Consider the following 21,743-nt stretch of genomic DNA (forward strand, 5'->3'; position numbering starts at 1 on the left):
GGCCCTCCCGCTGTCAGCTCACCGGCTTCGCGTAGTGGAGGTCCACTGTGCCCGAGTACCCCGGAAGAGTCACCGCCCTGTGCTCGTCGACTTTCCAGCCGAGTCCGTACGCCTTGACGTACAGCTGGTAGTTCTGGAGCGCGGGGGAGGCGGCGAGCGCCTTGGTCAGCTTCCCCTGGTCACCGACAGCGGTGATCTTGTACGGCGGGGAGTAGACGCGGCCCTGGAGGATCAGGGTGTTGCCGACGCAGCGCACGGCGCTGGTGGAGATGAGCCGCTGGTCCATGACCCGGATGCCCTCGGCGCCGCCCCGCCAGAGGGCGTTGACGACGGCCTGGAGGTCCTGCTGGTGGATGACCAGGTCGTTGGCCTGCGGTTCGGGGTAGCCGGGGGCGGCCTGGGCGTTCGGCGGGGCGTCGTCGAGGGTGACGGTGAGGCCGGAGCCGGAGACCTCGGTGGTGCCCGCCTTCGCTTCGAGCGCGTCGAGTTCCTTGTCCTCCGCGCGCGTGGAGCCGTCGTCGCGGGCGGCGAGGGAGTCGACCCGGGCGCGGAGGGCGGCAGTGGACTCGTCGAGGCCGGCGTTCTTGTGGCTGCGTTCCTCGATGAGGTCGGACAGCCTGAGGAGCGAGGCGTCCGTCCGGAGGTTGGTGCCCTTGGCCGTGTTGAAGCTCGTGACGAAGATCAGTCCGGCGAGGGCGAAAACGGCAAGGGTGAGCACCCGGACGGGGCGCCACCTCGTGGTGCGGCCCGGCCCTTCGGGAGTGTCGGCGGAATTGCTCAACGTACCCTGATCCCCTTCGGTGCCGCGGAACCACTACGCTAACGGACGCCTGGGGGACGCAGTCGTCCTCCTTCGTCACATCCCGGCGCCAGCCACAGTTCCCTGCGCGGTCACGCAGCGCATCGACAGGAGAGTCCCTCGTGCCGAAGTCACGGATCCGCAAGAAGGCCGACTTCACGCCTCCGCCCGCCAAGCAGGCCACCAACATCAAGCTGACCAACCGCGGCTGGGTGGCGCCGGTGATGCTGGCGCTGTTCGCCATCGGTCTTGTGTGGATCGTGGTCTTCTACGTCACCGACGGCTCCATGCCGGTCGAGGCGATCCGGAACTGGAACATCGTGGTGGGCTTCGGCTTCATCGCGGCCGGCTTCGGCGTCTCCACGCAGTGGAAGTAGCCCGAGGAGCCGTGCTCCGGGCGATCTAGCGGTCGCGACAGGCCCTCGTCAAGCTCACCCCCGAGCTTATCCACAGCGTTGTGCACAGCACTGGATAACTTACGAAGATCTGTGGATAACTCACACGGGGTTGACGGCGGTATGACCGGAATCACCCTCGGCAGAACACACAAAGCCCCTCGCCTCCCTGGAGAAACACCAGGTCAGAGGCGAGGGGCTTTGTCTTTCCCCACAGAGCGGGAAGGATTCGCCACACACTGTGGATAACTCTGGGGAAAGCTTACGGAGAAGCTCTTCCACAGGTCCCTGTGCTCAGGTGAGCGCTGCCGAACGGGCGAGCACGATCCCCAGGTCGATCAGGAGCACCAATCCACAGGCCCCGTACTGCACGAGGTCCCGCCGGGCCCGCGGCGCGTGCACCATCGCGTACGTCACCAGGACGCCGGCCACCAGACCGCCGATGTGCGCCTCCCAGGAGATCCCCGGACGGGTGAACGTGATGAGCAGGTTCAGCGCCACGAACAGGAGTGCCGGACGCATGTCCTGCCGCCTGCGCCGGGCCAGCACGATCCAGGCGCCGATCAGGCCGTAGACCATGCCGGAGGCGCCGAGCGAGAACTGGGTGTGCGGGGAGAGCAGATAGGCCAGCGTGGAGCCGGAGAGCGCGGAGAGCAGACAGAGGGCCGCGTACCGGATCCTCCCCAGCTCGGGCTCGACGATCCCGCCGATCATCCACAGGCCCAGCATGTTGAAGAGGAAGTGCGGGAGCTCCTGGTGGAGGAAGGCGGAGGTCAGCAGGCGGTACCACTCGCCGTCCGCGACCCCGACCGGCTCACCGTTCGGGAGGACCACGTGGCCGCCGCCGATGAGCGCGAGGTCGTCGAGGAGCCGGTCGCCCACCACCTGCACGGCGATGAACAGCGCCAGGTTGATCGCCATGAGGATCTTGGTGACGAGGCGCCCGTCCGCCGCCACCCGGCCGCCCGCGAGCGTCCGGGGCTGGTTGGCGCCGGCGGCGTGACCGGTGCCCGAGCCGTTCCGCACGCACTCGGGGCACTGGAAGCCGACGGACGCGGGGATCATGCACTGCGGACAGATGGGCCGCTCGCAGCGGGCGCAGCGGACGCCCGTCTCGGCCTCCGGGTGGCGGTAGCAGCGCAGCAGACCGGGCTGCGTGTCCATGGGAGGTTCCGTCCCTTCCGCCTCAGCGCTTCTCGATCACCACGGACTCGACGACGACGTCCTGGAGCGGCCGCTCGGTGTGCGGGTCGGTCGGGGTGGCCGCGATCGCGTCGACGACCTTCCGGCTCTCCTGGTCGGCGACCTCGCCGAAGATGGTGTGCTTGCGGTTCAGCCAGGTCGCCGGGCCGACGGTGATGAAGAACTGCGAGCCGTTGGTGCCCGGGCCGGCGTTGGCCATGGCCAGCAGGTAGGGCCGGTCGAAGAAGAGCTCCGGGTGGAACTCGTCGGCGAACTCGTAGCCCGGTCCGCCCGTGCCGTTCCCCAGCGGGTCGCCGCCCTGGATCATGAAGCCCTTGATGACCCGGTGGAAGACCGTTCCGTCGTAGAGCGGGTCCGAGGAGACCGTGCCGGTGGCGGGGTGCGTCCACTCGCGCTCGCCGGAGGCGAGTTCGACGAAGTTCCGGACCGTCTTCGGAGCGTGGAACGGCATCAGCCGCACCGTGATGTCACCCAGGCTCGTCTTGAGGATCGCGTACAGCTGCTCGGCCACGGTCGGTCGCCTTCCGTCCCACGTCGTGTCGCGTCGTGCCGCGTCGTCCGGCGGCGGCTCGCGTCGTCTCGGATGGAATCGCGTCGAATCGCGCCGACTCGCGTCATGTCACGTCTGTCTCTGGCGTGTCCGATCCTCGCATGCCCCGGATGCCAGCCCCGCATGCCGGACGCCGCTCCGGCGGGCATGATTCCGAAAAGGATGGAAAGGTGAAAAACCGACATCGCCACCGAGGAGGAGGAATCCCGTGACCCGCATGGACAGCGTGCGCGCCGCGACAGGTTCGGCGAAGGAGAGCGTCCTGCACGCCGCGGAAGTGGTGGCGCCGTACGCCGGCTCGGCCAGGGACCAGGCCACGCACTACGCACACGAGGCGCGGGCGGTGCTCGCGCCGAAGGTCTCGAAGGCCGCGTCCGCGGCCCGTACACAGGCTCGCGCGCAGTACGACTCGTATGTCGCGCCGCACGTACCGCCGCGGGTCGACGCGGCCGCACACCGTGCGGCGGTCAAGACCCGCCAGGCCGCCCGTCAGGCGGCCGACTACACCGTTCCGCGCGTCGAGAGCGCGGTCGCCGCGACCGGTCCCGTCCTCGAGGAGGCCGGGTCGCGTTCCACTGCCGCCTGGGCCGCGCTGCGCGGTCAGGTGACGCCGAAGGAAATCCGGAAGATCGTGAAGAAGCACGAGCGTCGGGTCAGGGCCGGACGCCTCGCCAAGGGACTCGTCGTCCTCGGCGTACTGGTCGGCGGCGCGTTCGCCGCCTGGAAGTGGTGGGACAAGCAGGCCAATCCCGACTGGCTGGTCGAGCCTCCCGCGCCCACCGAGATGGACGAGGGCTCCTCGCCGTCGTCCGTCGACGGCAGTGGGGCCTCCCTCGATGCGGAGGCGGAGACCGAGGCCGATGCCGCGGCCGCCGCAGAAGCCGCCGAACGCGACGAGCGCCGCTGACCGACCGCCACTCCTGCCGAGGTCCTGCCGAGGTCCTGCTGGGGTCCTACCGGGTCCTGCTGGGGTCCTGCTGGGGTCCTGCTGGGGTTCTGTTGGGGTTCTGCTGGGGTCCTGCTGGGGTCCTGCTGGGGTTCTGCTGGGGTTCTTCTGACTCCTGGCTAGGTCCTGCTGGGACCTGCTGGGGCCCTCACCGGCTCCTGCCGGGGTCTGCCGGGACCCTCACCGGCTCCTGCCGGGGTCCTGCCGGGGTCCTGTGCGTGAGGAACTGCGTGTGAGGTGCTGCGTGTGGGGTGTGGGGAGTACGCGTCGTCGGCTCCCCGCTCCCTACGCCGCCGCGGTGGCGGCGAGCGCCAGCTCCGTCAGCGCCGCCGGGTCGCTCTCGACGCCGGCGGTCGACGAGGACCGCTGCCGAGCGGAGGGCGAGGAACCGTGGGCCTCGGCGGCGATGCGCTGCTTGATGGTGGGCGGCAGGGAGCGGTCCCCGACGAGCGGCCACCGATGCGCCCGCTGTGCCGGTACGGAGACGAGGGCGCGCTCCCCGGCGACGGGGGCGGTGGCGGCGGCGGGCGCGGCCGGCTCCTCGGGCTGCTGGACGGCGGGCTGCCCGGCCGCGGCGGCGGTGTTCGCCAGACCGACGGAGGCGAGCAGGGCGAAGAGGACGGAGATGAAGGCGGTCCAGAACTGCTTGACCCTGGCGGTGGCCATGGCCCCTCACTTTCGTGATGTTCTCGGATGGTTCATTTCGGGTTGCGCGCTTTACGTACTTTTCTCATGATCTGGATGTGGGCCCGTTTTCCGCGGACCGACGCCGTCGTCGCGCCGTTCTTCCGATGAACACCACCCGTCCGGCCCAGGGCCGGGCATCTGCTTCTCCAGCGGGAGTCCAGACGGCCTCCAGACCTCCCGCAGACGCTGTCAGAGCCCCGGGGGTCCGCCCCGGTGCTGCGCATGTGCGAGACGACGGCGGTGAGAGGCATGGCTTTGGGGCCCGAGGCATTCCGCGACTTCTTCGGATCCGTACCGGCGGCCGTCGCGGTGGTGACCACGGCCGGCCCTGACGGCAGACCACTCGGCTTCACCTGCACCGCGTTCAGCGCGGTGTCCCTCGACCCGCCCCAGCTGCTGGTCTGCGTGGACGAGGGCTCCCGGACGCTGCCCGCGGTGCTCGGCGCGGAGGCCTTCGCGCTGCATCTGCTCGACGCCGAGGGGGGCGAGGAGCTCGCTCGTACCTTCGCGGGGCGCTCGGACCGGAAGTTCGACGGTGTGGCGTGGCGGCGCGGCGATTCCGTGCCCGCGTGCCCGGTGCTGCTCGACGGGGTGCTGGGCCACGCGGAGTGCACGCTGGAGCGGAGCCTGGTCGCCGGTGACCACCGGCTGCTGATCGGCCGCATGGAGCGGGTTCTGTTACGCGAGGAGGCCCGCCCGCTGCTTTACCGGCGGGGGGCCTTCGCCGCGTGGGACTCCTTGTCGGCCGCCGCGGCACCGGCACAGATCGCCGCGGGCACGTGACCGGGCGGCGGCGGGTTCCCCGCCCGGGGCGGCCGGGCGGGGAACCCGCCGGGCGCTCAGGCGTGGCAGGTGGGCAGGCCGCCGTGGTAGTCGATCATGCGGGCGAAGAGTTCGCTCATGTCCACGTGGGAACCGCGGGGCTCGCCCTGTTTCTCGGCGTACGCGCGGAAGAGGTTGGGGACGAGCCGCTCGGCGTCGAGCCAGCGCGCGTACTCGCCCAGGTCGGTGCGGCGGGCCAGTTCGACCGGGTCGAGGGACTCGGCGAGCCCCTGCTCGGCGAGGTCCTGGAGCAGGCGCAGATAGCCCTCGGTCTCGTCGAACACGCCGGGGCCCGCGACCGGGCCGTGGCCGGGGACGACCACCTCCGGGGCGAGGGCGCGCATCGTGTCCAGGGCTTCGAGGGAGCCGGCGACCGAGCCCATGGGGCAGAACGGCGTCACCCCGTTCATCACCAGGTCGCCGGTGAACAGCACCCGTTCGGCCGGCAGCCAGAGCACCGTGTCGTTGCTGGTGTGCGCCGGGCCCAGGTGCAGCAGCTCGGCCGTCTTCTCGCCGATGTGCAGGGTGAGCCGGTCGCGGAAGGTCAGCGCCGGCGGGACGAGCCGCAGGTCGCCCCACTCCACGTCCGGCCACAGGCCGGTCATGTGCAGGCCCGTCTCGGTCATCTCCGTACGGGTGCGCTCGTGGCCGACGACGAGGGACTCCGGGAAGACGAAGTTGCCGAAGGTGTGGTCGCCGTGGAAGTGGGTGTTGACCAGGACCTGTGGGGCGGCCGGGGCGACCCGGAGCACCACCTCGCGCAGGGTCCTGGCGCGCGCCTCGGTGGCCGCGGTGTCCACGAGCGCGGCGCGGTCGCCCGAGACGACGAGACCGGCGTTGTTCAGGCACCAGCCCCCGTCCGGCTGGACGTGGGCGAACACCCCGTCGGCGACCTCCGTCAGCTCGGTCCGGACGGCGCCGGCGGTGATTCCGGTCATGTGGGTCTCCTCCTCGACATCATGGAACTGGCTCATCGTCGGCTGAGCGGCTGGAGCCCCGCTCGAACCCGATCGCGCTGACCACGCCGACCACCGTCCCGTCGGGCAGTGTGCGGGTGGCGGTGCTCAGGGTGCCGGGCAGCGTGGGCCTGCCGGCCGGGTCCGCCGGGTCGAGGCCGAAGGTGCGGGGCGGGTGCCGAAGTCCGGTGCCCAGCGCCTTGGCGTAGGCCTCCTTGAGGGTCCACAGGCGCAGCAGCTCCGCGTCGCGCGCCGTGCCGCGCAGCCCTCGTGCGTCGAGTCCGGCACGTTCATGGGGTGTGCACATCCGGTGCTCCAGTACGGACATGGGGCGGCCGGGCCGTTCCGCGTCCACGCCGACCCGGCCGCCGCGGACGACCGCGACGGCCAGCAGGGAGCCGGTGTGGCTGAGGCTGAAGTCCAGCTCCGGCAGGTCGGGGGCGTAGGGGCGGCCCAGTGCGGTGCGGGCGAGCACGATCCCGTCGGGGTCGCGGTCCGCGAGCGCGCCGAGTGTGGTGCGCAGCAGCAGCCGGGAGGCCAGGAAGCGGCGGCGCAGCCGGTCGTCGCGCAGGGCCCGCAGGCGGGCGGTGTCACCGGGATGCGGCGGGGCCCGGCGGGATGCGGCGGCCCGCGCCCAGTCCTCGACGGTGCCGTGCACGAGCAACGGCCGCCCGGGTCGGGGGGTCGGCTCGGGGCCGGGGCTCGGGGCCGGCTCTGGGCCGGGGCGGGGATCGCGGCCGGGGTCCGGGCCTCGGCCCCGTGGTGTCCGCACGGCGGCGCGGCCGGTCAGACCAGCTGGTCGTGGGTGATCATGCGGGAGCGGGTCCGTACCCCCTCGTCGGTGACGAGCAGGACGTCGTGGACGACGCAGCTGGGCGCGATCTCGGGCTTTCCACCCGGCCGGACGGTGACGACGAGGGCGTACACGGTGGAGCGCAGCGAGCCGTCGGCCTGCGGCTCCAGGGCGATGTGGTTGAACCAGTGGCGGCGCTGGACCGGGTCGCCCTCGAAGCGCTTGTGGAACTCCACCAGTTCGGCGACGATCCCGGCCCGACCCACCGCCGGCTGTACGCCGGGGGAGTGCTGGAAGGTGCCGTCCTCGGTGAAGGTGGCCGCGTAGTCGGCGAAGCGGCCCCCGTCGAGGGCCTGCATCTGGTGGGCGTAGAAGTGCTGGACCTGGGCGTAGACCTCGGTACGGACGGCGGTGGCGGTCATCGGTTCCTCCGGAGCGCGGGACGGTCGGTGGCGTCACCCTCGCCGGGCGGGCTCGAAGGGGCCTCCACTGCGGCTTGAGCCGGGGCGACGAACCTCGCTCCGTCACACCCCCTCGTCACCGAGCCGAGACAGGAGCCGGGCATGCTGTTCGAGGACGATTTCCGCGAGGACTGGGCCGCGCCGGGGCGGGTGGCCCGCTGGCGGCTGCGACCGCTGCCGTGGCTCGCGCAGGGCGACGCCCGGGTGTGGACGCCCGGCGACGGCGACGGGCTGTGCGTGGCGTCGGGGTACGGCACGGGGCGCGGGGAGCGGCCCGCGTTCACCCGGGTGCCGGCGGGGCAGCAGGAGCCGCATCTGCGGTGGGCCGCGTTCGCGGAGCCGGAGGCGCGCGGGCCCGGGCCGTTCCGGGCGGAGGCGGACCTGTCGGCGCGTGTCCTTTCGGCGGACCGGCACCCGGAGGGGGACGGCCCCGCGTGCGCGATGGCCGCGCTGATCTGCGTGGACATGGTCTCGGGCCTGGCCTTCGACTTCGCGCTGACGAACGGGTTCGTGTGGGCGCTGTACGAACGTCTGCCACGCCCCGGTGGGACCCACGGCTCGTTCGCGTACGCCGTTCCGGTGGCGCCGCGCACTCCGGAGGCGTGGCATCACTGTGCGGTCGAGGTGGACGCGTCGGCGGGACGGGCCCGCTGGCTGCTCGCGGGCGAGGAGGTGTTCGCGGTGGACCGTACGGGCCTGGAGCTCGACGCCCGGTACGGCCACCGCCTGGAGCGCTCCACGCCGGGTCCGCGCACCGAGGTGGCTCCGGACCGGCTGACCGTCGGCATCGGGCTGCTCGCCGCGGCGGCGTACGGTCAGGGGGTGCGCCTGCGAGCCCGCCGCGTGGCGCTGGCGGCGGGCTCTCAGGGGAGTGACGCGCCCTGATCCCGGGCGCGGCGGTCAGCCGGCCTCGGCCGCTTCCGCCGTCTCCGCCGCGTCGGACGCCCCGGCCGCGTGGCGCAGGGTCGTCAGACTGTTGCGGCCGAGAGCTTCGCGAACGTACGTACGGGCGTCGTCGAGTGTGGCCTCGGGGCCGAGCACCTCGGTGATGCCCGTCGGATCGACGGCGACCGTGTGACGTGCGGTCGCCACCGCCCCCTGCGGGGTCTGCGCGAACGTCCACTCGCCGCTGTGGCCGGACAGCAGCCGGGGGGTGCGCTGCTGCTTGTACGCGATCCACTCCGGCGCGCGGCAGATCCGCGCCGAGCGCGTGGTGTGGGCCGAGCCGTCGGCCGTGACGGTGTCCATCTCCAGCCACTGCAGGCCCGGTTCGGGCTCGGTCAGCGTGACGCGGGCGACGTGCGGCAGCAGCTCCGCCCAGCGTTCGGCGCGCTCGACGAAGGTGTAGGCGTCGTGGGCGGCTCCGGTGAGCGGGATCGTGTCGGTGAACGAGAAGACCAGGTCGTCCACGGGGTGGCCGGTCTCCGCGAGCGCCGCGAGGGCTCCCAGTTCGCGGGCGCTGTTGCGGTCGAGGGCCTCCTCGATCCGGGCTGCGGCGGCCGGGTCGTCGCCGGCGACCGTGAACCGGTGGCGCAGCACGATCTCGGTGCGGCTGTCGGCCAGCCGCCGGAAGAGCCAGCCGCCGGACATCGACGTGACGGGCGGCCTGCTGTGCTCCTGGCGGAAGGACACGTACAACCGCCGCGGATCGAGGACGCGGCGCGAGCGCCAGTGCGCGATCTCGCCGTTCACCTCGGCCCAGATCTCGAACCGTTCGGTCCGGCCCTCCCGGGCGAGGTGCCGCACGTGCACGGTCGGCTCGAACACGGCGGGCCACCGCGTCACATCGGCGACGAGGGCGTACAGCGTCTCGGCGGGCGCGGCCACCGTCACGGAGTGCTCGCTGCGGTGGACGGTCGGGGAGGGGAGAGCGGCGGTGCGGGCCATGGGGCGTACTCCTTGGACGGGGGATTCGTACGGGGGCGGCGTCGCCGGGATGCCCCGGGGGCACCTCGCGCACGGGTGGTGCTGGCCGTGCCCCCGGGGCCGGCCGACCGGCCGACCGGTGGTGAGGTCGCGTCAGGCGGCCCGCACTTCCGAACCGTTGACGAGGTCGAGCAGGAGACGCGGGGTGAGCGCCTCGTTGACGTCGTCGTCGTCGAGGGTGACGCCGAACTCCCGCTCGATGCGGGCGGCGCTCTCCATGAGGGCCAGGGAGTCGTAGCCGAGGTCCTCGAACGTGATGTCGAGGATGTCGCCGGAGAGGTCGGCGCTGTCGTCCTCTCCGGCGCAGGCGACGAGGATGGTGCGCAGTGCGTCGAGGGTCAGTCGTGCCATCGTGGGGCTCCTTGGGTTCAGGGTCGGTGGGTGGTGAGGACGACGGCCGAGTTGAAGCCGTGGCGGCCTCGGGCCAGAACCAGGGCGGTGCTCAGGGCGGCCTCGCGGGGCTGCCCGGTCACCAGGTCGAGCCGGTAGGCGTCCGGCACCCGCGCGGTCCGGCCGGTCGCGGGGATCACCTGGTCGCGCAGGGCGAGCAGGGCGGCCACGAGATCGGTGGGACCGCCGCCCGCGCACAGGCGCCCGGTGAGGGCCTTGGGCGCGGTCACGGGAACGCCGTGCGGTCCGAAGAGCCGGCTGATCGCCTCGGCCTCGGCCCGGTCGAGGTCCGGGACACCCGCGCCGTCGGCGAACACCACGGAGACGTCGGCGGGCGTCAGACCCGCCTGCGCGAGGGCGAGTTCGGCGGCGCGGCCGAGGGCGGGCGGCCGGCCGGAGCCGGGCGCCGGGTCGAAGGTCGCGGCATAGCCGGCGATCTCGCCGTAGATCCGCTCGACGCCGCGCTCGCGCGCCGAGTCGGCGTTCTCGACGATGAGCACGGCGCCGCCCTCGCCGGGCACGTGGCCGGAGGCTTCGGCGTCGAAGGGCAGGTAGGCGCGCTCCGGGTCGGCGACCGTGCTGACCAGGCCGCCGGCGAGCTGGGAGGCGTACCCCCAGGGGTCGAGCGCGGAGTCGACGCCGCCGGTGAGCACGAGACGGGTGCCGCGGCGGACCGTGCGGCAGGCGTGTCCGATCGCGTCGAGGCCGCCGGCCTGCTCCCCGACCAGCGCGGCGCTGGGGCCGCGCATGGTGTTGCGGATGGAGATCTGACCGGTGTTGACGGCGTAGAACCAGGCGAACGACTCGTACACGCTGACGTACTGGGGTCCCTGGCTCCACAACTTGTGGAACTCCCGGTGGGTGAAGTCGAAGCCGCCCTGCGCGGTGGAGGTGACGACACCGAGGTCGTAGTCCTCGAAGCCCGCGTCGGGGCCCACGCCCGCGTCGGCGAGCGCCCAGTCCGCGGCGACGAGCGCGTAACGGGTGGACACGTCGGTCTGCGGCAGCAGCCGGCCGGGCAGGTGATCGGAGGCCTCGAAGTCGTCGATCTGGCCCGCCAGCCGGGACGGGTAGTGCGAGGCGTCGAACCGGGACAGCTCGCCGATGCCGTTCTCGCCGGTCAGCAGGGCCTTCCAGTAACGCTCGGTGCCGATGCCGCCGGGCGCGGTGACGCCGAGACCGGTGACGACGATCCGCTGTCCCGAGGCACCGGCCCCGGCGCTCGACGGCGTGCTCATGCGGCCACCTCCGGGCGGTGCAGGACCATCGCGCTCTGGAACCCGCCGAAGCCGCTGCCCACCGTGAGGACGGTGTCGACGCGCAGCTCACGCGCGGTGAGCGGCACGTAGTCCAGGTCGCACTCGGGGTCGGGGTTGTGCAGGTTCGCCGTCGGCGGGACGACGTTGTGCTCGATGGCCAGGATCGACGCGGCGATCTCGATGGAGCCGATCGCACCGAGCGAGTGGCCCACCATGGACTTGATGGAGCTGACGGGCACCGCGTACGCCTGGTCGCCGAGGCTGCGCTTGAACGCGGCCGTCTCGTGGCGGTCGTTCTGCTTCGTGCCGGAGCCGTGCGCGTTGACGTAGTCGACGGCGGTGCGGTCGAGACGGGCCTCGTCGAGGGCCGCCCGGATGGACTCGGCCATCTCGCGGCCGTCCTTCTTCAGACCCGTCATGTGGTACGCGTTGCAGCGCGTGGCATAGCCGCCGACCTCGGCGTAGATGTGCGCCCCGCGCCGCTTGGCGGCCTCGTACTCCTCGAGGACGAACATGGCGGCGCCCTCGGCGAGGACGAAGCCGTTGCGGGTGCCGTCGAAGGGCCGGGAGGCGTGCTCCGGGTCGTCGTTGCGGGGAGTCGTCGCCTTGATGGCGTCGAAGCAGGCGACGACGATCGGGGAGACGGGGGTGTCGGCCGCACCCGCGACCGCCACGTCCACACTGCCCTCGCGGATCAGCTGGACGGCGTAGCCGACCGAGTCCAGACCCGAGGTGCAGCCGTCGGACACCATGGTGACCGGCCCCTCGGCGCCGGCCGCCCAGGCGACCTCGGCGGCCATGACCCCCGGGCTGAGGTAGTCGAACATGTACGGCGACAGGTGCGCCGGATCCACCACCCACTCACGGCCGGCGTCCGCCATCACGAGGTACTCGTTCTCCAGGCTGGTCGCGGAGGCGACGGCACTGCCCAGGGCGACGCCGATCCGGGAGGGATCGAGCGCGCCCGTCTCCAGGCCGCTGTCGGCGAGCGCCTCCCGGGTGCAGGCGACGGCGAACTGGGTGGCGCGGTCCATGCGCCGGACCTCGCGCGGCGAGAAGCCCTCGGCCCGCGCGTCGAAGTCGACCTCGCCCGCGATCCGGGACCGGAACGGAGCGGCGTCGAAGAAGCTGATGGGCCGGGTGGCCGAGCGGCCCGCGGTGAGCAGGTCCCAGAACTCCTTCGTCCCCGAGCCGCCAGGGGCGCGCACCCCGACCCCGGTGATCACTACGCGTCGGGTCACCGTCGTCCTCCTGTGCTGCTGGGCATCGCGTGGGGCTCCTTTCGCCCGCCGTACCTCTCTGACACAGCGGCACACTCCCCCGCCCGGCTTGAGGGCGGCTCGTGGGCCGATGGTGCGCTCGCGGGCGCCCGCGAGCCGCCTTCCAGCCCCGCTCAAGGGGCCGCGGCCACGCTCTCGGGTGGACGGCGGGACGCCCCGCGACCCCGCCGTGCACCCGCCCGAGGAACCCAAGGGAGACGAGCAGCATGACGACGCAGACAGCCACGGACACGGCCGAGGCCGACGCTCCGGCGAAGCCGGTGGCGCTGGTGACCGGTGCCACCAGCGGCATCGGTCTGGCGATCGCCAGGCGGCTCGCCGCACTCGGCGCGCGCACCTTCCTCTGCGCCCGGGACGAGGCGCGGCTCACGGAGACGGTCAAGGAGCTCCAGGCCGAGGGCCTCGACGTGGACGGCACGGTGTGCGACGTGGCGGACCCGGCGCAGATCCGCGCCTATGTGGCGGCGGCCGTCCAACGGTACGGAACGGTCGACATCCTGGTGAACAACGCCGGCCGCAGCGGCGGCGGCGCCACCGCCGAGATCCCCGACGAGCTGTGGCTCGACGTCATCAACACCAACCTGACGAGCGTCTTCCTCATGACGAAGGAGGTGCTGGGCGCCGGTGGGATGCTGGCCAAGAAGCGCGGCCGGATCATCAACATCGCGTCCACGGGCGGCAAGCAGGGCGTGGTGCACGCGGTGCCGTACTCGGCGTCCAAGCACGGTGTCGTCGGTCTGACCAAGGCCCTCGGCCTGGAGCTGGCCCGCACCGGCATCACCGTGAACGCCGTGTGCCCCGGCTTCGTGGAGACCCCGATGGCCGAGAAGGTGCGCGAGCACTACGCCGGCATCTGGCAGGTGTCCGAGCAGGAGACCTTCGACCGCATCACCGCCCGGGTGCCGATGGGCCGGTACGTCGAGACCCGCGAGGTCGCGGCGATGGTCGAGTACCTGGTGGCGGACGACGCGGCGGCGGTCACCGCGCAGGCGCTCAACGTCTGCGGCGGGCTGGGCAACTACTGATGGCCGCCGAAGCCCCCACGACACCGGACACGGCGCCCGCCCCCGTCGCACGCGTGGCGGCCGTGGCACCCGTCGCGCTGGTCACCGGCTCCTCCTCCGGCATCGGGCAGACCGTCGCCCAGCGGCTGGCCGCCGCGGGCTACCGCGTGGTCGTCAACTCCGCCCGCTCCGTGGAGGAGGGCGAGAAGACGGCCGCCGCGCTGCCCGACGCCCTCTACGTCCGGGCGGACGTCTCCGACGAGGCGGACGCGCGCCGCCTCGTCGACACGGCCGTCACGCACTACGGCCGGCTGGACGTCCTGGTCAACAACGCCGGACGCACCCGCGCCATCCCGCACGCCGACCTGACCGCCGCCACGCCCGAGGTGTGGCGGGAGATCCTCGACCTCAACGTGATCGGGACCTGGCAGACCACCGTCGCCGCGATGCCGCACCTGTCCCGCTCGGGCGCCGGCGCCGTGGTCAACGTGTCCTCCATCGCGGGCAGCCGCCCGGCCGGCAGCTCGATCCCGTACGCCGTGAGCAAGGCGGCCATCGAGCACATGACCCGGCTCCTCGCGAACACGGTGGGTCCGGCCGTCCGGGTCAACGCGGTCGCTCCCGGACTGATCGAGACGCCCTGGACACAGAACAGCGACTTCTTCGCTCCGATCGCCGAGCACGTCCGGCAGACCACTCCGCTGCGCCGCACGGGCCGCCCCGAGGACGTCGCGGAAGCCGTCCTGGGGCTGCTCCGCGCCACGTACACCACCGGGCAGGTCCTGCTGGTGGACGGCGGCGCCCACCTGCTCTGAACCGTCCACCCCCGTCTCTCCGAGGAGTTCCACCGTGCGGCTCGCCGTGAACCTCGTCCACCAAGGTGCCGGTGAACTCGCCCGCGCCGCCGAACGGCTGGGCTACGCCGCCGCGCTGGCCCCCGAGGGCTACCGCTCCGACGCGGCCAGTGTGCTGGGCCTCGTGGCGGGGGTGACCGAACGCATCGCCCTGATCTCGGGCGTGATGCAGATCCCCGGCCGCCCGCCGGCCATGGCCGCCCTGACCGCCGCCACGCTCGACTCGCTGAGCGGCGGCCGCTTCCGGCTCGGCCTCGGAGTGTCCAACCCCGATGTGTCGGTGGGCTGGTACGGCGTCGAGTTCACGCAGCCGCTCGAACGCACCCGGGAGTACGTCGACATCGTCCGCCGCGCCCTGGACGGCGAGCCCGTCACCCACCGGGGCACGCACTTCGAGGTCGGCGGACCCGCCCCCCTGCACCTGCTGACCGAGCGGCCCCCCGGCCGGCTGCCGGTGCTGCTCGCGGCGGTCGGCCCGCGCAACCTACGGCTCGCGGGCGAGATCGCGGACGGCTGGCTCGGGGTCTTCACCTCCCCGGAGGCCGTCACCCGGGCCGTCGCGGAGATCCGCAAGGGCCGGGGCACGGACGACCTGAGCGGATTCGAGGTGCTGCCCAGCCTGCCCACCGCCGTCGCGGACACCGCGGGCCAGGCGGCGGACACGCTGCGCGGCCAGTACGTGTACCTCATGGGCATCGGCGACCCCGAGCGCAACTTCTACTGCGCGATGGCCCGTTCGATGGGGTACGAGGCCGAGGTCGCCGCCTTCCTCGACCGGCTCGCGGCCGGCGACCGCGCGGGCGCCGGCGCGGCGCTCCCGCTCGGTTTCATCGACCGAACGGCGCTGATCGGCCCCGTCGACCGGATCGCGGACCGGATGCGCGCCTACGCGGACGCGGGCGTGACCACCCTCGGGGTGATGGTCTCGGCCGCCGCGACCGGCCTGGAGGGCCGTCTGGCCATCGTCGAAGCGGCCGCCCGGGCCCTGGAACGCTCCGGCCTGGCCACCGGCTGACTCCGGTCTCGTTTCACGTGAAGGTCTCGTTTCACGTGAAACGAGCCCCTGTTTCACGTGAAACAGGGCCGCCCCCGTCGTCCCCTGTCCCCGCCCGGCTCATCGCACGGAGAACGCCATGACGATCCTCTTCCACGACGACTTCACCGAAGGGCTGCGAGCCCGGCCCGACGGCCCCTGGTCGCTGCGGCCCGCCGGCGCGCTGACGGCCGGGGACGGCATCACGCGCGCCACGGACGCCGGCCTGGTGGTGGAGCCGACCGGTACGGCCCCGGGTACCGGGCAGCCGGCCTTCGTGGTGCCGCCCGGCAATGAGCCCCTCGACCATCTGCGCTGGGCCGCCTTCGGCCCCGGGTGCCCGACCGGGGGCGCCACGCTGACCGTGTCCGCGACGCTCTCGGCCGAGCCGCTGGGGGAGGCGGCGGACGACGTACCGGACGGGGCGGGCGCCCTCGTCGTACTGGACCGTGACGCCGGTCTGATCCTGGACTTCGCGCTGACCGGCGGCCGGGTGTGGGCGCTGTACGGCCGCGTGCCCGGCCCGGACGGCACACGGGGCGGCTTCTCGTACAGCGTGCCGCTCGCCCCGCGCGGCCCCCTGGACACACACCGCTGCGCACTCGTGGTGGACACGGCGGAGGCCGTGGCCCGCTGGTTCCTCGACGGCACCGAGGTGTTCTCCGTGGAACACCTCGGCCAGGGCCTGCCGGAGGGGGTACGACCGGACTCGGTGACCCCGGGCCCGCTCGGCCCCGTGCGGTCCACGACGCTCGTGCCCGGCCTGGCGCTGATCTGCGACCGTCCGCACGGACAGGGGCTGCGTCTCACCGTGGGCGCGCTGTCGGTCGCCGACGAGGTGGCGGCGTGACGCACATCGAGGACGCGGCCGGCTTCCACTCCTGGTTCGCCGGCCGGAGCGCCGCCCACCGGTACCGCATCACCCCGACCCCCCTGCACGACCTGGACGGCTGGTACACCGACTCCGCCACGGGCGACGTCCGGCACCGCAGCGGCCGGTTCTTCTCGATCGAGGGCCTGCGGTTCGAGCCGGCCGCCCCGGACGCACCGGCCTGGACGCAGCCGATCATCCGGCAGCCGGAGACCGGCATCCTCGGCGTGCTGCTCAAGCGGTTCGACGGGGTCCCCCATCTGCTGATGCAGGCCAAGATGGAGCCGGGCAACATCACCACGCTCCAGCTCTCGCCGACCGTGCAGGCCACCTTCAGCAACTACACGCGAGTGCACCGGGGCGCCGCCGTCCGCTACATCGACCATTTCCTCACCCCGGGCGCCGCGGACCGGGTCCACTACGACGCCCTGCAGAGCGAGCAGGGCTCGTGGTTCCTGGGCAAGCGCAACCGCAACATCGTCGTCGAGACGACCGCCGACGTCCCGGTCCACGAGGACTTCTGCTGGGTGCCGCGCCCGGTGATGGCGGAGCTGCTGCGGGTCGACAACCTCGTCAACATGGACTCACGCACGGTGCTCGCGGGGCTGCCCGACGAGGTGACCGGCGACGGCTCCGGCGAGGCTCCGCTCCCGGGGCGGGCGTCGGAGCAGCCGCTGCACGACACCGCGACGCTGCTGCACTGGTTCACCGGGGCCAAGATGCGTCACCGCTCCGAGCGCACGACGATCCCGCTGAGGCGGGTCGGCGGCTGGCACCGCGACGACCGGCGCGGCGAGATCGCCCACGAGGCGGGCCGGTACTTCCGGATCATCGGCGTCGACGTCGAGGCCGACAGCCGCGAGGTGCCCTCCTGGTCCCAGCCGATGCTGGCCCCGGCAGGACGCGGGGTCATCGCCTTCGTGAGCAAGGAGATCCGCGGGGAGCGCCATCTGCTGGTGCAGGCCCGTGCGGAGGCGGGCACCTTCGACGTCGCCGAGATCGGGCCCAGCGTGCAGTGCAACCCGGGCAATCTCGCCGAGTCCGCGCGGCGGCCGCCGTACCTGGACGCCGTGCTGGCCGCCCGGCCCGAGCAGGTGCTGTTCGACACCGTGCACTCCGAGGAGGGCGGCCGGTTCTACCACGCGGAGAACCGCTACCTGGTGGTCGACGGGACCGACATCCCCCTGGACGTCCCCGAGGACTACACCTGGATGACGGTCCGCCAGCTCACCCGGGCAGGCCGGATCGGCAACCTCGTCGACGTCGAGGCCCGCACCCTCCTGGCGTGCGTCCGTACCCTGCCCGGCCACGGGGCGTCCCGGTGAGCGCGCTGAGGATCGGTGTGGCGGGCTGTGCCGACATCGCGCTGCGCCGCATGCTGCCCGCCTTCGAGGCCTCCCCCCACACGGTCGTGACGGCGATCGCCAGCCGCACCGCCGACAAGGCCCGGGCCGCCGCCGACACCTTCGGCTGCGCGGCCGTCGTGGGATACGACGCCCTGCTCGAACGGTCCGACGTGGACGCCGTGTACGTACCGCTGCCGGTCGCCCTGCACGCCCGGTGGACCGAGCGCGCGCTGCGCGCGGGCAAGCACGTCCTGGCCGAGAAGCCGCTCACCGCACGGGCCGACGACACCGTCCGGCTGCTCGGCCTCGCCCGCGAGCACGGTGTCGTCCTCGCCGAGAACTACCTGTTCGTCCACCACAGCGCGTACACGTCCGTACGGGACCTGGTGGCCCAGGGGGCGGTCGGCGAGGTACGGGCGCTGCACGCCTCGTTCACGATCCCGCCGCGCCCCGCCGACGACATCCGCTACCGCGCCGACCTGGACGGCGGGGCCCTTCTCGACATCGGCGTGTACCCGGTCCGGCTGGCCTCCCTGCTGCTCGGACCCGAGCTGCGCGTGCACGGCGCCGTCCTGCGCCACGACACCGCGCGCGGCGTCGACCTCGGCGGCAGCGCGCTGCTCGGCGATCCCGCCACGGGGGCGAGTGCCCAGCTGGTCTTCGGCATGGAGCACGGGTACACGGCGGGCTGGCGGCTGCTCGGCAGCGAGGGCAGCCTGGCCCTCGACCGCGCCTACTCCCCGCCGGCGGGGCACCGCCCGGTGCTGCGGATCGAGCGTGCGGGCGGCGCCGAGGAACGCGTCCTGCCCGCCCACGACCAGGCGGCCACCGCGGTCGCCGCCTTCGCCGAGTCCGTACGGCACCGGCGCACGGGCGGCGCGGCCGACGCGGGCGACGCGGGCGACGCGGCAGCCGTGGTGCGCCAGGCCCGGCTGGTGGACGAGATCCGCCGGACCGCCCACCTCGTGAAGGTCTGAGCGGAGGAACGGACGACGGACATGGACATCCGAGAGATCCCGCAGGTCCCGGGCTCCTACGTGATCACCCCGCACCAGTGGCCCGATCCGCGCGGCACGTTCTTCGAGTCGCTCCGCACCGACCTGGTGGGCGAGGCCGTCGGGCGCCCCTTCGAGGTACGGCAGATCAACTACTCGACCTCGCGCCGCAACACCCTGCGCGGCATCCACGGCGTGCTCATCCCGCCCGGTCAGGCGAAGTACGTCACCTGCGTGCGCGGCGCGCTGCGCGACATGGTGGTGGACCTACGGGTCGGCTCGCCGACCTTCGGGCAGAGCGCGAGCACCCTGCTCACCCCCGAGAACGGGATGGCCGTACACGTCACCGAAGGTCTCGGCCACGGCTTCCTCGCCCTCACCGACGACACCTGCATCTCCTACGCCCTGTCGACCGCGCACGTCCCGGGCACCCAGTTCGAGATCGACCCGCTCGACCCCGAACTGGCACTGCCCTGGGGCCATGAGGAACCGCCCCTGCTGTCCGAGAAGGACGCCCGGGCACCGTCGCTGCGCACCGCTCTGGAGCGCGGCATCCTCCCCCGCTGGCCCGGCACCGCGCCCGCCGGGGCCCACCGAAAGAACGGGACACCATGAAGCTGCTGTTCCTCGCGCCGGTCGTCGGCACCCACGGCGAGGTCACCACGGGTCTGGGCCTGGCCCGGCTCCTGGCACCCGCCGGCATCACCGCCCACTTCGTGGTGGACACCCACAACGCACCGCAGCTCAAGGCCGCCGGCGTGCCCGGCACCGTCATCGACGCGTCGATGGGTACGGGTGTCCGCGCGGTCGTCGAGGACACCGTACGGGCCGAGCGGCCCGACGTGATCGTGCTCAGCGACTACCTCTCGTACTGGCTGATGATGCACCGCGTCTACCGCACCGACCCCTGGTTCGTGGAGCAGCTCGGCGTCCCGGTGATCCCGCTCGACCTGTACGAGTGGGAGAACACCGACTTCCGCGTCGACCACTTCGGGCTCGGCCTGGAGGTGGACCGGCGGATCCTCGGCATGCCGGTCGCGCTGCGGCCCGCGCCCTGGGCCCGCCCCGACCCGGGCCCCGGCAGCCGTGCCCTGGTCTACCCGTTCATGCGTCCGCTGCCCCGCCCCGGCGCCGGGGCGCGCCGCACCGTGCGGTCCGCCCTCGGACTGCGCGAGGAGGACCGGCTGCTCTCCCTGTCCGTCTCGGGCTGGCAACGCCACGCCCAGTCGGTCGAGGACCCGGTGACGCGCGGCCTCGCCCGGCGGGTGCCCGAGCGGGTCGCCGCCGCGCTGCGCCGGCTGCCCGACACCACCCGCTTCCTGGTCGTCGGGCCCGACCTGGACGGTCTCGAAGGGCTGCCCGCCGAGCGCACCCTCCGGGTGCCGTCCTGCCCGCCCGACCGCTACCAGGACCTCCTGGACGCCTCGGACGCCGTGCTCTCGCTGCACGTACCCGCCTCGGCACTGGTCCGCTCGGTCTTCTCGGACCTGCCCGCCGTGCACGTCGGCCACAGCGGCCCGCACACCGAGGAGCCGGACGCCCTCGCCCCGTACAGCATGTGGCCGCTGCGCTGGAACTCCGTCGTCCGGCCGCTGCTCGCGGACAACCCTCTGACCGGCACCTTCCGGCAGGCCGAACTCCTCGACACCGACGGGATGGTGGCGGCCGTCGACGCCGTCCTGAACGACCCCGGGGAGCGCGCCCGGCTCGCGGAGGGACGCGCCCGCTATCTGGCCCTGCTCGACGCGCTGCCCGCCGTACCCGAGATCTTCGCGGAGGCCGTCCGCCGCCTGGGCTGAACCCGCGGGACCGGGCCCCGTACGGCTCACCGCGCCGAGGCGGCGAACTCCCGGATGCTGCCCGTCACATGGTCGATCATCGCGTCCGTCAGGCTCGGGTGGACGCCCACCCACAGGGTGTGCTCGGTGATGACGTCGGAGTTGGCCAGCTCGCCCACCACCCGGAACTCACGGCCCTGGTAGGCAGGGTGGCGCGTCAGATTGCCGCCGAACAGCCGCCGGGTGCCGATGGCCCGGGAGGCCAGGAAGCCCTCCAGATCGCGCCGGGTGAACGGCGCGTCGGGCAGCACGGTGAGCACGAAACCGAACCAGCTGGGGTCGCTGTGCTCCGTCGCCCGGGGCAGCAGCAGCCCGGGGACCTCCGCGAGCCCCTCGTACATCCGCTGCCAGTTGGCCCGGCGGGCCTTGCCGAACGAGTCGAGCCTGGTCAGCTGGCTGACGCCGAGCGCCGCCTGGATGTCGGTGGCCTTCAGGTTGTAGCCGAGGTGCGTGAAGATGTACTTGTGGTCGTAGCCGTGCGGCAGCGTCCCCAGCTGGTAGTCGAAGCGTTTGAAGCAGGTGTTGTCCTGGCCCGGCTCGCACCAGCAGTCCCGGCCCCAGTCCCGCAGCTGCTCCACGATCCGCGCCAGCGCCAGGTTCCGGGTCAGGACGCAGCCGCCCTCGCCCGTGGTGATGTGGTGCGCCGGGTAGAAGCTGGTCGTCGTCAGATCGCCGAAGGTGCCGGTCAGCCGGCCGCGGTGGTACGAGCCGACCGCGTCGCAGTTGTCCTCCACGAGGTACAGGCCGTGTTCGGCGGCGATCGCGGCGATGTCGGCCACCGGGAAGGGGTTGCCCAGCGCGTGCGCGATCATGATCGCCTTCGTCCGCGGGCCGACCGCGGCGAGGACCCGCTCCGCGGTCGTGTTGTACGTACCGAGCTCGACGTCGACGAAGACGGGGACCAGGCCGTTCTGGATGATCGGGTTGACCGTCGTCGGGAATCCGGCCGCCACGGTGATCACCTCGTCACCGGGGCGCAGTCTGCGCTCGCCCAGCGTGTGGGAGGTGAGCGAGGTCAGGGCGAGGAGGTTCGCCGACGAACCGGAGTTGGTCATGTGCGCCTTGCGCAGGCCGAAGTAGCGGGCGAAGTCGCGCTCGAAGCGCCGGCTGCTGGGCCCGGCCGCGATCCGCAGGTCGAGCGCCGCCTCGACGAGCGCCACCCGGTCGTTCGCGTCGAGTGTCGCGCCCGCCGGCTGCACCGGCGTCACTCCCGGCACGAACTCCAGGTCCTCCGTGGCCCGGTGGTACTCGCGCACCTTCGCCAGGATGTGCGTCTTCTCCGCGTCCATCGGATCCACTGGCCTTTCGCTGGGCTGACAGGGAGCGCGGCGCGGA

General features: G+C 72.9%; 24 protein-coding genes. 12 read left to right on the forward strand and 12 right to left on the reverse strand.

Annotation, left to right across the window (positions count from 1 at the left end):
• Positions 1-13 precede the first annotated feature (13 nt).
• Positions 14-781: a DUF881 domain-containing protein gene (locus SVTN_RS18715; protein WP_078908402.1), complete on the reverse strand. Its 768-nt coding sequence runs from the start codon at positions 779-781 to the stop codon at positions 14-16.
• Positions 782-921: 140 nt separating this feature from the next.
• On the opposite strand from SVTN_RS18715, the gene crgA reads away from it, so the two are divergent.
• The gene (gene crgA / locus SVTN_RS18720) at positions 922-1,176 is read left to right on the forward strand and encodes a cell division protein CrgA (RefSeq protein ID WP_041130140.1); all 255 of its coding nucleotides are present in this window, start codon (positions 922-924) and stop codon (positions 1,174-1,176) included.
• Between the two features lie 312 nt (positions 1,177-1,488).
• On the opposite strand, the gene SVTN_RS18725 is transcribed toward crgA, so the two are convergent.
• Together SVTN_RS18725 and SVTN_RS18730 are read right to left on the reverse strand one after the other, a co-directional pair.
• Complete coding sequence (locus tag SVTN_RS18725) at positions 1,489-2,358, reverse strand: rhomboid family intramembrane serine protease (protein ID WP_041130141.1); 870 nt, start codon at positions 2,356-2,358, stop codon at positions 1,489-1,491.
• Positions 2,359-2,380: 22 nt separating this feature from the next.
• The gene (locus SVTN_RS18730; RefSeq protein ID WP_041130142.1) at positions 2,381-2,908 is read right to left on the reverse strand and encodes a peptidylprolyl isomerase; all 528 of its coding nucleotides are present in this window, start codon (positions 2,906-2,908) and stop codon (positions 2,381-2,383) included.
• A 247-nt stretch (positions 2,909-3,155) separates the two neighbouring features.
• On the opposite strand from SVTN_RS18730, the gene SVTN_RS18735 reads away from it, so the two are divergent.
• On the forward strand, positions 3,156-3,854 hold the full coding sequence (locus tag SVTN_RS18735) for a DUF5324 family protein (protein ID WP_041130143.1): 699 nt from the start codon (positions 3,156-3,158) through the stop codon (positions 3,852-3,854).
• A 324-nt stretch (positions 3,855-4,178) separates the two neighbouring features.
• On the opposite strand, the gene SVTN_RS18740 is transcribed toward SVTN_RS18735, so the two are convergent.
• Positions 4,179-4,559 carry a DUF6344 domain-containing protein gene (locus SVTN_RS18740; RefSeq protein WP_041130144.1) on the reverse strand — a complete coding sequence of 127 codons (381 nt, stop codon included), beginning with the start codon at positions 4,557-4,559 and terminating at the stop codon, positions 4,179-4,181.
• Positions 4,560-4,829: 270 nt separating this feature from the next.
• Here SVTN_RS18740 and SVTN_RS18745 point away from each other — a divergent pair, with 270 nt between their 5' ends.
• The gene (locus tag SVTN_RS18745) at positions 4,830-5,363 is read left to right on the forward strand and encodes a flavin reductase family protein (protein ID WP_052499195.1); all 534 of its coding nucleotides are present in this window, start codon (positions 4,830-4,832) and stop codon (positions 5,361-5,363) included.
• 56 nt (positions 5,364-5,419) lie between these two features.
• Here SVTN_RS18745 and SVTN_RS18750 read toward each other — a convergent pair whose 3' ends face one another.
• From SVTN_RS18750 to SVTN_RS18760, 3 genes are all read right to left on the reverse strand, one after another.
• A complete protein-coding gene (locus SVTN_RS18750) occupies positions 5,420-6,340 on the reverse strand; it encodes an MBL fold metallo-hydrolase (protein ID WP_052499196.1) in 921 nt (306 codons plus the stop codon).
• Positions 6,341-6,359: 19 nt separating this feature from the next.
• Complete coding sequence (locus SVTN_RS46185; RefSeq protein WP_159026469.1) at positions 6,360-7,016, reverse strand: 4'-phosphopantetheinyl transferase family protein; 657 nt, start codon at positions 7,014-7,016, stop codon at positions 6,360-6,362.
• 128 nt (positions 7,017-7,144) lie between these two features.
• Positions 7,145-7,573, reverse strand: a complete 429-nt coding sequence (locus SVTN_RS18760; protein WP_041130145.1) for a nuclear transport factor 2 family protein — start codon at positions 7,571-7,573, stop codon at positions 7,145-7,147.
• Between the two features lie 141 nt (positions 7,574-7,714).
• Between SVTN_RS18760 and SVTN_RS41045 the strand changes: the two genes are divergently transcribed.
• On the forward strand, positions 7,715-8,497 hold the full coding sequence (locus SVTN_RS41045) for a DUF6081 family protein (RefSeq protein WP_052499198.1): 783 nt from the start codon (positions 7,715-7,717) through the stop codon (positions 8,495-8,497).
• A gap of 15 nt (positions 8,498-8,512) precedes the next feature.
• Here SVTN_RS41045 and SVTN_RS18770 read toward each other — a convergent pair whose 3' ends face one another.
• The 4 genes from SVTN_RS18770 to SVTN_RS18785 all read right to left on the reverse strand — a co-directional run bounded on the left by SVTN_RS18770 (position 8,513) and on the right by SVTN_RS18785 (position 12,428).
• A complete protein-coding gene (locus tag SVTN_RS18770; RefSeq protein ID WP_041130146.1) occupies positions 8,513-9,499 on the reverse strand; it encodes an aromatase/cyclase in 987 nt (328 codons plus the stop codon).
• 132 nt (positions 9,500-9,631) lie between these two features.
• Entirely contained in the window at positions 9,632-9,889 is a 258-nt protein-coding gene (locus tag SVTN_RS18775) for an acyl carrier protein (RefSeq protein WP_041130147.1), read from the reverse strand.
• 17 nt (positions 9,890-9,906) lie between these two features.
• Positions 9,907-11,166: a ketosynthase chain-length factor gene (locus SVTN_RS18780; RefSeq protein ID WP_052499199.1), complete on the reverse strand. Its 1,260-nt coding sequence runs from the start codon at positions 11,164-11,166 to the stop codon at positions 9,907-9,909.
• Positions 11,163-12,428 (reverse strand): beta-ketoacyl-[acyl-carrier-protein] synthase family protein, encoded by a 1,266-nt coding sequence (locus SVTN_RS18785; protein ID WP_041130148.1) that lies wholly within the window; start codon positions 12,426-12,428, stop codon positions 11,163-11,165. The genes SVTN_RS18780 and SVTN_RS18785 overlap by 4 nt, the downstream gene beginning before the upstream one ends.
• A 245-nt stretch (positions 12,429-12,673) precedes the next feature.
• Here SVTN_RS18785 and SVTN_RS18790 point away from each other — a divergent pair, with 245 nt between their 5' ends.
• From SVTN_RS18790 to SVTN_RS18825, 8 genes are all read left to right on the forward strand, one after another.
• On the forward strand, positions 12,674-13,492 hold the full coding sequence (locus SVTN_RS18790; protein WP_052499200.1) for an SDR family NAD(P)-dependent oxidoreductase: 819 nt from the start codon (positions 12,674-12,676) through the stop codon (positions 13,490-13,492).
• Positions 13,492-14,286 (forward strand): SDR family NAD(P)-dependent oxidoreductase, encoded by a 795-nt coding sequence (locus tag SVTN_RS18795; protein ID WP_078908404.1) that lies wholly within the window; start codon positions 13,492-13,494, stop codon positions 14,284-14,286. Before SVTN_RS18790 ends, SVTN_RS18795 begins: the two co-directional genes overlap by 1 nt.
• Before the next feature lie 34 nt (positions 14,287-14,320).
• Positions 14,321-15,340 carry an LLM class flavin-dependent oxidoreductase gene (locus SVTN_RS18800; RefSeq protein ID WP_041130149.1) on the forward strand — a complete coding sequence of 340 codons (1,020 nt, stop codon included), beginning with the start codon at positions 14,321-14,323 and terminating at the stop codon, positions 15,338-15,340.
• A 118-nt stretch (positions 15,341-15,458) separates the two neighbouring features.
• Positions 15,459-16,208 (forward strand): DUF6081 family protein, encoded by a 750-nt coding sequence (locus SVTN_RS44290; RefSeq protein WP_041130150.1) that lies wholly within the window; start codon positions 15,459-15,461, stop codon positions 16,206-16,208.
• Positions 16,205-17,554, forward strand: coding sequence for an NDP-hexose 2,3-dehydratase family protein (locus SVTN_RS18810; protein WP_052499201.1), 1,350 nt, complete (start codon positions 16,205-16,207; stop codon positions 17,552-17,554). Before SVTN_RS44290 ends, SVTN_RS18810 begins: the two co-directional genes overlap by 4 nt.
• Positions 17,551-18,552, forward strand: a complete 1,002-nt coding sequence (locus SVTN_RS18815) for a Gfo/Idh/MocA family protein (RefSeq protein ID WP_041134041.1) — start codon at positions 17,551-17,553, stop codon at positions 18,550-18,552. The genes SVTN_RS18810 and SVTN_RS18815 overlap by 4 nt, the downstream gene beginning before the upstream one ends.
• A 21-nt stretch (positions 18,553-18,573) precedes the next feature.
• Positions 18,574-19,185: a dTDP-4-dehydrorhamnose 3,5-epimerase family protein gene (locus tag SVTN_RS18820; protein ID WP_041130151.1), complete on the forward strand. Its 612-nt coding sequence runs from the start codon at positions 18,574-18,576 to the stop codon at positions 19,183-19,185.
• Positions 19,182-20,369 carry a DUF6365 family protein gene (locus tag SVTN_RS18825; protein WP_041130152.1) on the forward strand — a complete coding sequence of 396 codons (1,188 nt, stop codon included), beginning with the start codon at positions 19,182-19,184 and terminating at the stop codon, positions 20,367-20,369. The genes SVTN_RS18820 and SVTN_RS18825 overlap by 4 nt, the downstream gene beginning before the upstream one ends.
• A 26-nt stretch (positions 20,370-20,395) precedes the next feature.
• Here the strand turns inward: SVTN_RS18825 and rfbH are convergent, their stop codons facing one another.
• A complete protein-coding gene (rfbH, locus tag SVTN_RS18830) occupies positions 20,396-21,697 on the reverse strand; it encodes a lipopolysaccharide biosynthesis protein RfbH (protein ID WP_041130153.1) in 1,302 nt (433 codons plus the stop codon).
• Between the last annotated feature and the right edge of the window lie 46 nt (positions 21,698-21,743).

Origin of the sequence: Streptomyces vietnamensis (assembly GCF_000830005.1) — a bacterium.
In the GTDB taxonomy this organism is placed as follows: domain Bacteria; phylum Actinomycetota; class Actinomycetes; order Streptomycetales; family Streptomycetaceae; genus Streptomyces; species Streptomyces vietnamensis.

What these genes read in the sequence shown, in the direction of transcription:
- SVTN_RS18795 (WP_078908404.1), top strand. Translation starts at nt 13,492, where the DNA reads ATGGCCGCCGAAGCCCCCACGACACCGGACACGGCGCCCGCCCCCGTC.
- SVTN_RS41045 (WP_052499198.1), top strand. Translation starts at nt 7,715, where the DNA reads ATGCTGTTCGAGGACGATTTCCGCGAGGACTGGGCCGCGCCGGGGCGG.
- SVTN_RS18770 (WP_041130146.1), bottom strand. Translation starts at nt 9,499, where the DNA reads ATGGCCCGCACCGCCGCTCTCCCCTCCCCGACCGTCCACCGCAGCGAG.
- SVTN_RS18745 (WP_052499195.1), top strand. Translation starts at nt 4,830, where the DNA reads ATGGCTTTGGGGCCCGAGGCATTCCGCGACTTCTTCGGATCCGTACCG.
- SVTN_RS18790 (WP_052499200.1), top strand. Translation starts at nt 12,674, where the DNA reads ATGACGACGCAGACAGCCACGGACACGGCCGAGGCCGACGCTCCGGCG.
- SVTN_RS18740 (WP_041130144.1), bottom strand. Translation starts at nt 4,559, where the DNA reads ATGGCCACCGCCAGGGTCAAGCAGTTCTGGACCGCCTTCATCTCCGTC.
- SVTN_RS18750 (WP_052499196.1), bottom strand. Translation starts at nt 6,340, where the DNA reads ATGACCGGAATCACCGCCGGCGCCGTCCGGACCGAGCTGACGGAGGTC.
- SVTN_RS18825 (WP_041130152.1), top strand. Translation starts at nt 19,182, where the DNA reads ATGAAGCTGCTGTTCCTCGCGCCGGTCGTCGGCACCCACGGCGAGGTC.
- SVTN_RS18775 (WP_041130147.1), bottom strand. Translation starts at nt 9,889, where the DNA reads ATGGCACGACTGACCCTCGACGCACTGCGCACCATCCTCGTCGCCTGC.
- SVTN_RS18725 (WP_041130141.1), bottom strand. Translation starts at nt 2,358, where the DNA reads ATGGACACGCAGCCCGGTCTGCTGCGCTGCTACCGCCACCCGGAGGCC.
- SVTN_RS44290 (WP_041130150.1), top strand. Translation starts at nt 15,459, where the DNA reads ATGACGATCCTCTTCCACGACGACTTCACCGAAGGGCTGCGAGCCCGG.
- SVTN_RS18780 (WP_052499199.1), bottom strand. Translation starts at nt 11,166, where the DNA reads ATGAGCACGCCGTCGAGCGCCGGGGCCGGTGCCTCGGGACAGCGGATC.
- rfbH (WP_041130153.1), bottom strand. Translation starts at nt 21,697, where the DNA reads ATGGACGCGGAGAAGACGCACATCCTGGCGAAGGTGCGCGAGTACCAC.
- SVTN_RS18760 (WP_041130145.1), bottom strand. Translation starts at nt 7,573, where the DNA reads ATGACCGCCACCGCCGTCCGTACCGAGGTCTACGCCCAGGTCCAGCAC.
- SVTN_RS18820 (WP_041130151.1), top strand. Translation starts at nt 18,574, where the DNA reads ATGGACATCCGAGAGATCCCGCAGGTCCCGGGCTCCTACGTGATCACC.